A 12,869-nucleotide genomic window follows, 5' to 3' on the forward strand; every position below is an offset into this window, starting at 1 on the left:
GTGCCGTTGTTCCGTGTCAGTGGTGGCGCATTATAGGGAGTTATTTCTGCCTGACAAGAGGAAATTTAAAATAATTTTCTGAGTGCGCACTTTTTATTCTTTGCGTTTATTTTGCCGACGATTTGTTGGTTAAATGGGCTATTTCACGGGCAAAGTGCGCAACTTGCTCCCAGTCGGTGTACACCACTTCTTTACTGGTATCCGTTTCGCCGCCCGACATCTTCATAATAAGCTTGATCATCAGACGGTCATACCAGCGATAGCGGGGATAGCGAAGCGCGCCTGCAATGACGGCACAGTAGTCAGGTCGCCACGGAGAGCTCATTAAAAACTTACGCGCATAGCTGTTAGTCTGCGGCGTCCGTTTTTCAGCTTTACGCGCCACCAGGTTAACGGAATAAAAGGCGCTCGGCATTCCGTTCAACCGCGTGGCGTATTTCTTAACGAACTCCTGAAAGGCGCTGTGGTAATGACCATAACGAATAGACGCGCCAATCACTACGCGATCATAGCTATCCCAGTCCGGCTCTTCTGCGCGATGCAGATTAACGACATCAGCCCAGATCCCCATCTCTTTGAGTTCAGAAGCCAGATAAGAGGCAATTTCGCGCGTTTGTCCGTCCCGGGTAGAGAAAAGAATCAATGTTTTCACGTGTTACTCCATTATTCACGCCAGAAAGTCGGGGTAAAAAGTACCAGCAAAGTGAATACTTCCAGACGACCAAATAGCATGTTGGCGATGAGTATCCATTTCGCAACCGGATTCATACTGGCGAAGTTATCAGCAACCACCCCCAGCCCCGGTCCCAGGTTATTAAGCGTAGCCACTACCGAGGCGAAAGCCGAGAAATCATCTACGCCTGTAGCGATAATAGCCAGCATACTGACGATAAATACCAGCGCGTAGGCAGAAAAGAATCCCCAGACGGCTTCCAGAATACGTTCTGGCAGCGCCCGGTTCCCCAGCTTAATACTGTAAACGGCATTCGGATGCACCAGACGTTTGAGTTCGCGGTTCCCCTGTTTAAACAACAACAGAATACGGATGACCTTTAACCCCCCGCCCGTTGACCCGGCGCAACCGCCAATAAACGCGGAACATAGCAGCAAGACGGGCAAAAACAGCGGCCAGCGCGCAATGCTGTCCGTGGTAAACCCTGCCGTTGTCGCCATCGACACAACCTGGAAGAATGCCTGATTTAGCGTTGTCAGCGCCGAGTCGTAGATATTATGGAACCACAGTACCAGCGTGCAGATCACCACCAGCGTCAACTGTACGCCGATGAACATGCGGAATTCCGGATCGCGCCAGTATACCTTCAGGCTACGCCCGCTTAATAAAGAGAAATGCAGGCCATAGTTACAACCGGAGATCAGCAGGAAAATAGCGATGATGGTATTAATAGTGGGACTATCAAAATAGCCTACGCTGGCGTCATGCGTTGAGAAGCCGCCGATAGCGATAGTGGAGAAGCTGTGTCCGATAGCGTCAAACGCGGGCATCCCTGCAAACCATAGCGCCAGCGCGCAGGCTACCGTTAGCAAAACATAGATAAGCCACAGCGTTTTCGCCGTCTCGGCAATACGCGGGCGCATTTTGTTATCTTTGAGCGGCCCCGGCATTTCTGCCCGATAGAGCTGCATCCCCCCGACGCCGAGGATAGGGAGAATCGCCACCGCCAGCACAATGATCCCCATACCGCCAAACCATTGCAGCATCTGACGATAAAAGAGAATGGCGTGCGGTAATGAATCCAGCCCCACCAGCGTAGTGGCACCCGTGGTGGTTAACCCGGAGAACGATTCAAAAAAAGCATCGGTAATGGTGAGGTTTGGGCTTTCCGAGAAAATAAACGGCAGCGCACCCACGCTGCCCAGCACGGTCCAGAACAGCACCACGATAAGAAATCCTTCGCGGGATTTCAGCTCGCCCTTTTCCCTACGGTTTGGCCACCACAGTATGGAACCGATCGCCAGCGCGACAAAAAAGGTCTGCGTGAACGCTCTTCCTGCGCCATCACGATATATTAGCGCTACCAGTCCCGGGAGAATCATTGTCCCCGAAAATAAGATAACCAGTAGTCCAACGATTCGGGTAATGGCGCGAAAATGCATCTCTGCCGCTTCCTTTATTCTTAAAAATGAGGTGGGGATTATTCTTCAATCGCTAACAATTGCAATGAACCACGGCTAAAATCCGCCAGTTTTGTGGAAAATACATTCACATGAGCAAAAGGAAGCGCCACCCTGAGCCGAACAGACGCCTGATAATCGCTGGAAACGATCTTCCCGGCAAACTGTCCTAATAATGCTTCGATTCCGGCCAACTGACCGTACTCACACTGCAAAGTATATTCGGTTAATGGCGTCTTGCGTTGTGTGGCAAGCTGACGTAATGCCTGATTCACACCGCCGCCATAGGCTTTTACCAGCCCGCCCGTACCCAGCAGAATACCACCATAGTAGCGCACGACGACGGCAGTAATTTCTCCGACGCCGCTGCCCATCAATTGCGCAAGCATCGGCTTGCCTGCCGTTCCCGCCGGTTCGCCGTCGTCTGAAAAGCCCAGTTGCTGTGAGTCGTCCGGCGCACCCGCCACCCACGCCACACAATGGTGGCGCGCATCAGGGTGCTCAGCTCTGACTGACTCAACAAACGCTTTCGCCGCGTCTACGCCATCGGTATGCGCCAATAGCGTAATAAAGCGGCTTTTTTTGATCTCTTCAACAACAGTGACCGGCGCTGCAGGGATTAACCAACTGTCCATTACGCCAGTTTTAAATCCCGCGTCATGTTTTCCACGCCGTTTTCGTGGATGACCACGTTATCTTCAATGCGAATACCGCCGAAAGGCTTGAGCGCTTCAATTTTCTGCCAGTTGAAGTGCTTGCTGAACGGCCCTTCGCGCCACGGCGCTAACAGCGATTCGATGAAGTAAATCCCCGGTTCGATGGTCAACACCATTCGCGGCTGTAACACACGCGTGCAGCGCAGATACGGGTATTTGGACGGCGCGGCGAGATGCGTACCGGAATCATCCTGCATAAACCCGGCCACATCGTGTACCTGCAGACCCAACGGATGACCAATACCGTGCGGCATAAACGGCCCGGTGAGATCATTTTCCACCATCGCCTCTTCACTCATGTCGGTAATGATTTGATGTTTACGCAGCAGCTTCGCGATGCGCTGATGGAACTGAATATGATAATCCACATAGCTGACGCCCGCCTTCATGGTAGCGATCAGCGCCAACTGTTCGTCGTTAACATCTTTCACCAGGTGGGCGTAGTCGTTATCGCTTTTCGCCGACCAGGTTCGCGTCAGATCCGCCGCGTAGCCGTTGTATTCCGCGCCCGCATCCAGCAGGAAACTGCGCATTTCAGACGGTGCCTGATGATCCAGTTTCGTGTAATGCAGCACGGCGGCATGTTCGTTCAGCGCCACAATGTTGCTGTATGGAACATCGGTATCGCGATGTCCCGTGGCGGTCAGGTACGCCAGGTTGATGTCGAACTCACTCATGCCGGAACGGAAGGCCTCTTCCGCCGCCCGATGACCGCTCACCGCCATTTTCTGCGCTTCGCGCATACAGGCCAGTTCATAATCCGTTTTATAGGCGCGGTAGTAATGCAGATAGTCGATAACACCTTTCGGGTTGATGTTGCTGGCGGCGATATCCAATTGTAGCGCGCGCTCAGGAACCGGGCCGATATAGCCGATATTGCCACGCGCGGCAGGCAGCTGGCTGCCGATGCCATCCGCTTTCGGCAAGGCGACGACCTCGACTTCTTCCGTCCAGAAGGATGTTGGCAGCGGTTCAACGTTATGCCAGTAATCGACCGGCAGATAAAACCACAATTTGGGTTTGTTGACGCCATCGACCAGCAGCCAGCAATTTGGAACCTGAGTTACCGGCACCCACGCTTTAAACTGTGGATTGACCTTAAACGGATAAGGGTGATCGTCGAGAAAGACGTTGAAAAGCTCGCCGGAATGAATAAGTAACGCATCCAGCTTAAAGCGCGCCAGAACATCGCGCGTCCGTTCTTGTAAGGTAACAATATGATTTTTATAGAGCGCGGCCAGTGATTCCATTTTTTACCCTTCTGTTTTTTTGACCTCAAGTTTCCGCATCTTAGCACATCGCCCCACGAGAGCGTGATCTCTGCCGAGCGTGATCACATCGGCATTTCTTTAATCATTTATTTGCATTTTATTAACACAAAATACACACTTCGCTTCATCTGGTACGACCAGATCACCTTGTGGATTCAGGAGACTGACATGCTTTATAAAGGCGACACCCTGTACCTCGACTGGCTGGAAGATGGCATCGCCGAACTGGTGTTCGATGCTCCAGGCTCGGTCAATAAACTCGACACCGCAACCGTCGCCAGCCTCGGCCAGGCGCTTGAGGTGCTGGAAAAGCAACACGATTTAAAAGGGCTGCTGCTGCGCTCTAATAAAGCGGCCTTTATTGTCGGCGCGGACATCACCGAATTTCTTTCACTGTTCCTCGTCCCCGAAGAGCAGTTAAGCCAATGGCTGCATTTCGCTAATAGCGTCTTTAACCGTCTGGAAGATTTACCCGTACCGACCCTTGCCGCCGTAAACGGCTATGCGTTGGGCGGCGGGTGCGAATGCGTGCTGGCCACCGATTACCGTCTGGCGACGCCAGACCTCCGTATCGGTCTGCCGGAAACTAAACTGGGCATCATGCCGGGTTTCGGCGGCTCCGTTCGTCTGCCGCGTATGCTGGGCGCAGACAGCGCGCTGGAGATTATCGCGGCAGGTAAAGATGTCGGTGCTGAGCACGCGCTGAAAATCGGCCTTGTGGACGGCGTGGTCAAACAAGAGAAGCTAATTGAAGGCGCGATAGCGGTGTTACGCCAGGCCATTACCGGCGATCTCGACTGGAGAGCTAAACGCCAGCCGAAACTGGAACCGTTGAAACTCAGTAAGATTGAAGCGGCGATGAGCTTTACCATCGCTAAAGGCATGGTCGCACAAACGGCGGGTAAACATTATCCGGCGCCGATGACCGCAGTGAAAACCATTGAAGCCGCCGCGCGTTTTGGTCGTGAAGAAGCGTTGAATCTGGAAAATAAAAGCTTTGTTCCGCTGGCGCATACCAATGAGGCTCGTGCGCTGGTCGGTATCTTCCTCAACGATCAATATGTAAAAGGTAAAGCCAAAAAGCTGACCAAAGATATTGAGACGCCGAAACAGGCAGCCGTACTGGGCGCGGGCATTATGGGCGGCGGTATCGCTTACCAGTCGGCCTGGAAAGGCGTACCGGTCATCATGAAAGATATCAACGATAAATCGTTGAACCTCGGCATGACCGAAGCGGCCAAGCTGCTGAACAAACAGCTGGAGCGCGGCAAGATCGACGGTCTGAAGCTGGCGGGCGTCATTTCGACCATCCACCCGACTCTCGATTATGCCGGTTTCGATCGCGTAGATGTTGTTGTCGAAGCGGTAGTCGAAAATCCGAAAGTCAAAAAAGCGGTACTGGCGGAAACCGAGCAGAAAGTGCGCCCGGAAACCGTGCTGGCCTCAAATACCTCCACCATCCCAATTGGCGAACTGGCAAGCGCCCTGGAACGTCCGGAAAACTTTTGCGGAATGCACTTCTTCAACCCGGTACACCGGATGCCGCTGGTTGAAATCATTCGCGGCGAGAAGAGTTCAGACGAAACCATTGCCAAAGTCGTCGCCTGGGCCAGCAAAATGGGCAAGACGCCAATTGTAGTCAACGACTGCCCCGGCTTCTTTGTTAACCGCGTGCTGTTCCCCTATTTCGCCGGTTTCAGTCAACTGCTGCGCGACGGCGCGGATTTCCGCAAAGTCGATAAAGTGATGGAAAAACAGTTCGGCTGGCCGATGGGCCCGGCCTATCTGCTCGACGTGGTGGGTATTGATACCGCCCACCACGCGCAGGCGGTAATGGCGGCAGGCTTCCCGCAACGGATGCAGAAAGAGTATCGCGACGCGATCGACGTATTGTTTGACGCCAGCCGTTTTGGGCAAAAAAACGGTCTGGGCTTCTGGCGCTATAAAGAAGACAGCAAGGGTAAGCCGAAGAAAGAAGAAGATGCCGCGGTGGATGACCTGCTGGCAAGCGTCAGCCAGCCGAAACGCGACTTCAGCGACGACGAGATAATCGCCCGTATGATGATCCCGATGATTAACGAAGTGGTTCGCTGTCTGGAAGAAGGCATTATCGCAAGCCCGGCGGAAGCTGATATGGCGCTGGTCTACGGCCTGGGCTTCCCTCCATTCCACGGCGGCGCATTCCGCTGGCTGGATACACAGGGCAGCGCGAAATATCTTGATATGGCGCAGCAGTATCAACACCTCGGCCCGCTGTATGAAGTGCCGGAAGGGCTGCGTAATAAAGCGCGCCATAACGAACCGTATTATCCCCCGGTTGAACCAGCCCGTCCGGTTGGTTCTCTGAAAACGGCTTAAGGAGTCACAATGGAACAGGTTGTCATTGTCGATGCTATTCGCACCCCGATGGGCCGTTCGAAGGGCGGCGCGTTTCGCAACGTGCGAGCAGAAGATCTCTCCGCCCACTTAATGCGTAGCCTGCTGGCGCGTAATCCGTCGCTTACAGCGGCGACCCTCGATGATATTTACTGGGGCTGCGTACAACAAACGCTGGAGCAAGGCTTCAACATTGCCCGTAACGCCGCGCTGCTGGCAGAAATTCCCCATTCGGTACCGGCGGTCACCGTCAACCGTCTGTGTGGTTCCTCGATGCAGGCGTTACACGATGCAGCGCGAATGATCATGACCGGCGATGCGCAGGTTTGTCTGGTTGGCGGCGTGGAGCATATGGGGCACGTGCCGATGAGCCACGGCGTGGATTTTCACCCGGGTCTGAGCCGCAACGTCGCCAAAGCGGCAGGGATGATGGGGCTAACGGCGGAAATGCTCTCCCGCCTGCACGGCATTAGCCGGGAAATGCAGGACCAGTTCGCCGCGCGTTCTCACGCCCGCGCCTGGGCCGCCACGCAGTCTGGCGCATTCAAAACGGAGATTATCCCGACTGGCGGTCATGATGCAGACGGCGTGTTGAAGCAGTTTAACTACGATGAAGTGATCCGCCCGGAAACCACGGTCGAAGCGCTATCAACGCTGCGTCCGGCATTTGATCCGGTTAGTGGCACGGTCACGGCGGGCACCTCATCCGCGCTTTCCGATGGCGCAGCCGCCATGCTGGTAATGAGCGAAAGTCGTGCCCGTGAGCTGGGCCTGAAACCTCGCGCCCGTATTCGCTCAATGGCAGTGGTGGGTTGTGATCCGTCAATTATGGGTTACGGGCCGGTTCCGGCGTCAAAACTGGCGTTGAAAAAAGCGGGACTGTCGGCCAGCGATATCGATGTGTTTGAGATGAACGAAGCGTTTGCCGCACAGATTCTGCCATGCATTAAGGATCTGGGATTGATGGAGCAAATAGACGAGAAGATCAACCTCAATGGCGGCGCGATCGCGCTTGGTCATCCGCTCGGCTGCTCCGGAGCACGTATCAGCACCACGCTTATCAACCTGATGGAGCGCAAAGACGCGCAGTTTGGTCTGGCGACGATGTGTATTGGTCTGGGTCAGGGCATCGCCACGGTGTTTGAGCGGGTTTAATCAAAGATAATATCCCCTAAATAACTCGCATTGCAGCGCAGCGGCAACTGAGCGAATCCCCGGGCACATAGATAACTATGTGCCCGGGGTGAGCAAAGGCAGCCAACAAAGAGGCTGCGCGAATTATGACGGGAAACAGTTTAGTTGCCGTTTTTCCCGCCCGTCAGGGGCGGGTTTTTTCACCGTATGGCCCGCTCTACTCAGTAAGCGCTTTGGTCAGGCTAAATGGCATAGCCTGATATCCACGCGCACCATGTATTTGCATTTCAACCGCAGGCTCTTTTTCTCCCCATTTGAACTCTTCCAGATACGGATTAGGCAAGCTGGTAAATGCGCCTACCGATAAATCAAACGCACCACCTGCTGTTGCGGAATACACGAACACAGAATTCTTGTCAGTCTGGTACTCGGTGATAGAGGTTACCGGGCTAAACCACTCGTTCCCGCGCTCTTTACCGTATTGCCAGATCTGTTGGACTGTCTTGTTTTTCTGGTCGATTTTGTAAATCACGGAGCGGCTGTATTTCATACTCTGCATAGCAGGCTGTTCTAAGCCGCGGCCATCGCCATTGTCGAAAGCGGAAAGGTATAAGATATCGCCTTTACTCTTACTATCAATTTTAAAGGCCGTATGTTGCGTCCATGTCCAGTCGAAGTCACCCTCGCAGCCACTGTCCTGGCAGGCGATTTTTTGGCCTTTGCTATCCACAGGCGTCAGAATTGCGGCATTAAATGGCGCTTTCCAGCCAGCAGGCGTACCCAGTATCCACTTCACTTTCTTATCGCGGCCGATTTTGATAATCGCACTCTGGTGGCGGGAGCTGATGATGATGGAATCATCTTCACTGTCATAGTCGACGCTGTTGACATGCGCCCAGTTGCGGCCAGCCCCACTACCCACGATATCCCCGAATTTGTCGGAGGAGTCCAGCGCCGCCAGATCTTCTTCGCTCAACGTATGGCCGGACTGGCTGGCGTCGATATTCAGGCACACAGCGCCCTGATCGAGGGTTTTCATTATCACATCACGATAAGGATCGAGGATATCAAACAGACGCCATTCATCCACTACCACGCCGTTCTGATCAACTTCGGCAATCACATCACGCACGGTACGAACATTTTTCCCATCAGGACGTTTATAGTTAGAGCTGGCTACACGCAGGAAGTAGTGACCGTTGGCCGCGTTATCCATTGAGTGTGAAAAATCGTTATAATTATCCGGCAGGCGGCGGTTAAAGATTTCACGCCCCATGATATCGTATTTCACATAACGCTGACCGTAGCCCCACGATAGTGCGCCATCCTGGTTTTGTTTAAAGCCCATCATAACGCCAGCACGATAAATTGACTTTAAATCATAAATTGAACTTGGATTCATAAACCAACGAATATCACCGGAGGTGTCGATAATAGCGTTAGCTGTAGTGAAGTTCCATTCTAATGCACCCCCAGTAGGGTTGTTCCAGACAGTACGCGTTCCATTCCCAGACTTATCTTTCGTATTATTCAAAAGATACAAGCGATCTTTAAATTCTGGGGAAACCTTTTTAACATCGATAGTAAAGAGTGCTGATTGTTCTTCTTTTGTACCCGCCGATTCAATATAGGCAGGCGGCGCATACATTTTATAGCTTTCTTTTACATTTTCGGTTTTACTACCCTGGATCCTTGTATATTCAACTTCAACGGTATTGACATAATCCGGGTAAAGACCAAAGACGGGAATACCGCCATACGTTAAAAGGTATTTATTATTAACTTTATACGCGATCTCCTGGCCATTTTCTTTGGGTACAATCCGTACATGCACGTCACGTAACTGGTAACCGCCATTACGAATAACGGCGGTTAGCGGCGCGATATCATAGGGGTTCATAACAACTTCGCCAATTTTTCCCTGGACCTGATAGTCCACTTTAGCGCCGCTGGCGCCGCCGATGGCGAAAGCAGTAGAAGGTACTGATGACAAAATTGCAACAGATAATGCGAGAGAAGTTAAAGCATATTTAAATTTCATAACACTCTCCATCTTATAAATAAATAACTAACTTTCCATTTTATGTTTCTTTTATAAAAATAAATGAAGCATATATAATTAACTATTTTTATTGATAGCCTCAGGACATAATATTACTTAATTTATTACACGCAATACAAAGCCTGTAGATATTCAATATCATAACGTTTTATAGTTGACGATTAATTAATATTTAAGAGGACTTTTAGGTAGGCTAACGTAAAAAGGGACGCTACTGCGTCCCATAAAATAGTTAAATAAATGCGAACGCATCGCCAAACAGACGATCTTCCCGCGCGTTACGCTCATGACAGAACAGATCGCGGGCGATTTTCGCCATCTCAAAACGTCCGGCAATATAAATATCGTGCCCCGCCAGCGTACCATAATCCTGCAATACCGCCGTAAGTACCGTTCCTGTACGTCCACGCCAGCCTTCTTCCGGCTGCTCGACAACAGGTTCAATACGCAAATTCGGATGGTTAACAGAGAGTGCTTCCAGCTCAGAGAGATCATAGAGGTGCTTTTCTTCGCGACCGCCCCAGTAAATGGTAACATCGCGGGCCGGGTTGCGCGCTAACGCCGTCAACAGGATGGAGCGCACATAAGAAAAGCCCGTACCGCCCGCGATCAGAATCAATGGACGCTCTTCATCGTCACGTAGCCAGGCGTCGCCATGCGGAATATCGACGACGATTTCCCGGTCTTTCAGAATCCGATCCATGACCGCCATCGCATACAGATTGAGCTCGGAGGCGCCAATGTGTAATTCAATAAACCCTTTCTCGTCCGGCGTTGAAGCCATCGAAAACGGGCGTTTGTCACGCTCGTCCATTACGACCATCAAATACTGACCAGCGCGGAATGAAAACGCCGCGTCCGGCACTAAACGAACCCGATATACGGTATCGGTGATAGCTTCTACCGAGGTCACTTTACAGCTTAAGGTTGTCATGCGCTCCCTCTGTCGGGTGTCGGGTCAATACCGACATTTTTCAAGCCGAGTCGCCGCAGCCTGAAATGTCGATGTCCGCTTTCAGTTATTTAAAGATAGCCAGCTCATCCCAAATCGCATCAATACGCGCGGTAACTTCAGGATCTTTAACAATAGGACGACCCCACTCGCGTTGGGTTTCGCCCGGCCATTTGTTTGTGGCATCCAGCCCCATTTTTGAACCCAGCCCGGAGACCGGCGAGGCAAAATCCAGGTAGTCAATCGGCGTATTTTCAACCAGCACCGTATCCCGCGCAGGGTCCATACGGGTGGTAATCGCCCAGATCACATCATTCCAGTCGCGTGCGTTAACGTCATCATCGCAAACGATAACAAACTTCGTATACATAAACTGGCGCAAAAACGACCAGACGCCCATCATGACGCGTTTCGCATGACCAGCGTACTGCTTTTTCATCGTCACTACCGCCAGGCGGTAAGAACACCCTTCCGGCGGCAGATAAAAGTCGACGATTTCCGGAAACTGTTTTTGCAGAATAGGCACGAAGACTTCATTGAGCGCCACCCCTAATACCGCAGGCTCATCGGGCGGACGCCCGGTATAGGTGGAGTGATAGATGGCATCCTCACGCTGCGTAATATGCGTGACGGTAAAGACCGGAAAGTTATCCACTTCATTATAATAGCCCGTATGATCGCCATACGGTCCTTCCGGCGCCATCTCTCCCGGCTCAATGTAACCTTCAAGGATAATCTCGGCGCTGGCAGGCACTTCCAGATCGTTAGAAAGGCATTTAACCACTTCAGTTTTCGTGCCGCGCAGCAGGCCCGCAAAGGCATACTCCGACAGAGTATCGGGAACAGGAGTCACGGCGCCAAGAATCGTCGCCGGATCGGCGCCCAATGCGACGGAGACCGGGAAACGTTCACCCGGACGCGCGGCTAACCACTCCTGAAAATCCAGCGCGCCGCCGCGGTGAGACAGCCAGCGCATAATCAGCTTATTTTTACCTATCAACTGCTGACGATAAATGCCCAGGTTTTGCCGCTCTTTGTGCGGACCACGCGTTACCGTCAGTCCCCAGGTAATCAGCGGCGCGGCGTCGTCCGGCCAACAGGTCATGACAGGAAGACGCGTTAAATCGACATCATCGCCAGACGCGATTTTCTGCTGGCAAGGCGCGCCGCGTAACCGTTTCGTCGGCATATTCAGCACTTGCTTAAACTGCGGCAGCTTGTCAAACAGATCGCGAAAGCCTTTCGGCGGCTCAGGTTCTTTAAGAAACGCTAATAATTTACCCACTTCCCGTAAGGCGGAAACATCATCCTGCCCCATGCCCATCGCCACGCGTTTTGGCGTGCCAAAAAGGTTGCACAGCACCGGCATGGCGTAACCTTTAGGATTTTCAAACAGCAACGCCGGTCCACCGGCACGCAGCGTGCGGTCAGCGATTTCCGTGATTTCCAGATGAGGATCCACAGGTAGCGTGATGCGTTTTAGTTCCCCCTGCTGCTCAAGTAGCGTCAGGAAGTCGCGTAAATCGTGATATTTCATGGCGTCCATTGTAGCCTCTTGGTAAGCGCATCATTATACGGCGTTCATCATCGGGATGCTGTATTTTTGTTAAATTAGCGTGAACTCTGGCAACCAACGCTAATCCAGATACGGCTTAAAGGATGAAGTGTATAATTAACTTCGCGCATGGCTTTTGCTATGCTTGCGCCCCGAACAAGCGGATAAGAGTCATTATGCAATCCTGGTATTTACTGTACTGCAAACGCGGGCAACTTCAGCGTGCTCAGGAACACCTCGAAAGACAAGCGGTAAGTTGCCTGACACCGATGATCACCCTGGAAAAAATGGTACGCGGAAAACGTACCTCCGTCAGCGAACCGCTCTTTCCTAATTATCTGTTCGTTGAATTTGATCCGGAAGTGATACATACCACTACAATCAACGCCACGCGCGGCGTCAGCCATTTTGTGCGCTTTGGCGCGCATCCTGCGATCGTGCCTTCCAGCGTTATTCATCAGCTTTCTATCTACAAGCCCGAAGGCGTTGTCGATCCTGAAACCCCCTATCCCGGCGATAGCGTCATCATCACGGAAGGCGCATTTGAAGGGCTGAAAGCGATTTTTACCGAACCGGATGGCGAAACGCGTTCGATGTTACTGCTTAATTTACTCAATAAAGAAGTGAAGCAGAGCGTAAAAAACACCGGTTTTCGCAAGATTTAGCGATC

Annotated in this window: 10 protein-coding genes; 3 read left to right on the forward strand and 7 right to left on the reverse strand. The window is 52.2% G+C overall.

Going from position 1 to position 12,869, the window contains the following annotated elements; genetic code table 11:
• Positions 1-106: 106 nt before the first annotated feature.
• Genes hemG through pepQ form a run of 4 tightly spaced genes read right to left on the reverse strand, consistent with a single transcriptional unit; the run spans position 107 to position 4,099 of the window.
• Complete coding sequence (gene hemG / locus ACLJNW_RS21250) at positions 107-652, reverse strand: menaquinone-dependent protoporphyrinogen IX dehydrogenase (RefSeq protein ID WP_000853982.1); 546 nt, start codon at positions 650-652, stop codon at positions 107-109.
• A gap of 11 nt (positions 653-663) precedes the next feature.
• The gene (trkH, locus tag ACLJNW_RS21255; RefSeq protein ID WP_000545688.1) at positions 664-2,115 is read right to left on the reverse strand and encodes a Trk system potassium transporter TrkH; all 1,452 of its coding nucleotides are present in this window, start codon (positions 2,113-2,115) and stop codon (positions 664-666) included.
• Positions 2,116-2,153: 38 nt separating this feature from the next.
• Positions 2,154-2,768 carry an IMPACT family protein gene (locus ACLJNW_RS21260; RefSeq protein WP_000378898.1) on the reverse strand — a complete coding sequence of 205 codons (615 nt, stop codon included), beginning with the start codon at positions 2,766-2,768 and terminating at the stop codon, positions 2,154-2,156.
• Positions 2,768-4,099: a Xaa-Pro dipeptidase gene (gene pepQ / locus ACLJNW_RS21265; protein ID WP_000444529.1), complete on the reverse strand. Its 1,332-nt coding sequence runs from the start codon at positions 4,097-4,099 to the stop codon at positions 2,768-2,770. The genes ACLJNW_RS21260 and pepQ overlap by 1 nt, the downstream gene beginning before the upstream one ends.
• 189 nt (positions 4,100-4,288) lie before the next feature.
• Here pepQ and fadB point away from each other — a divergent pair, with 189 nt between their 5' ends.
• A complete protein-coding gene (gene fadB / locus ACLJNW_RS21270) occupies positions 4,289-6,478 on the forward strand; it encodes a fatty acid oxidation complex subunit alpha FadB (RefSeq protein ID WP_024154488.1) in 2,190 nt (729 codons plus the stop codon).
• 9 nt (positions 6,479-6,487) lie between these two features.
• On the forward strand, positions 6,488-7,651 hold the full coding sequence (gene fadA, locus ACLJNW_RS21275) for an acetyl-CoA C-acyltransferase FadA (RefSeq protein ID WP_000438778.1): 1,164 nt from the start codon (positions 6,488-6,490) through the stop codon (positions 7,649-7,651).
• 196 nt (positions 7,652-7,847) lie between these two features.
• On the opposite strand, the gene ACLJNW_RS21280 is transcribed toward fadA, so the two are convergent.
• The 3 genes from ACLJNW_RS21280 to ubiD form a co-directional block, all read right to left on the reverse strand.
• On the reverse strand, positions 7,848-9,671 hold the full coding sequence (locus tag ACLJNW_RS21280; protein ID WP_000669901.1) for an aryl-sulfate sulfotransferase: 1,824 nt from the start codon (positions 9,669-9,671) through the stop codon (positions 7,848-7,850).
• 253 nt (positions 9,672-9,924) lie between these two features.
• Complete coding sequence (gene fre, locus ACLJNW_RS21285; RefSeq protein ID WP_000209831.1) at positions 9,925-10,626, reverse strand: NAD(P)H-flavin reductase; 702 nt, start codon at positions 10,624-10,626, stop codon at positions 9,925-9,927.
• Positions 10,627-10,711: 85 nt separating this feature from the next.
• Complete coding sequence (ubiD, locus tag ACLJNW_RS21290) at positions 10,712-12,190, reverse strand: 4-hydroxy-3-polyprenylbenzoate decarboxylase (RefSeq protein WP_000339760.1); 1,479 nt, start codon at positions 12,188-12,190, stop codon at positions 10,712-10,714.
• 185 nt (positions 12,191-12,375) lie between these two features.
• Here ubiD and rfaH point away from each other — a divergent pair, with 185 nt between their 5' ends.
• A complete protein-coding gene (gene rfaH, locus ACLJNW_RS21295) occupies positions 12,376-12,864 on the forward strand; it encodes a transcription/translation regulatory transformer protein RfaH (protein ID WP_001192410.1) in 489 nt (162 codons plus the stop codon).
• Positions 12,865-12,869: the final 5 nt, after the last annotated feature.

Source organism: Salmonella sp. SAL4457, assembly GCF_046548235.1.
GTDB classification, from domain to species: domain Bacteria; phylum Pseudomonadota; class Gammaproteobacteria; order Enterobacterales; family Enterobacteriaceae; genus Salmonella; species Salmonella enterica.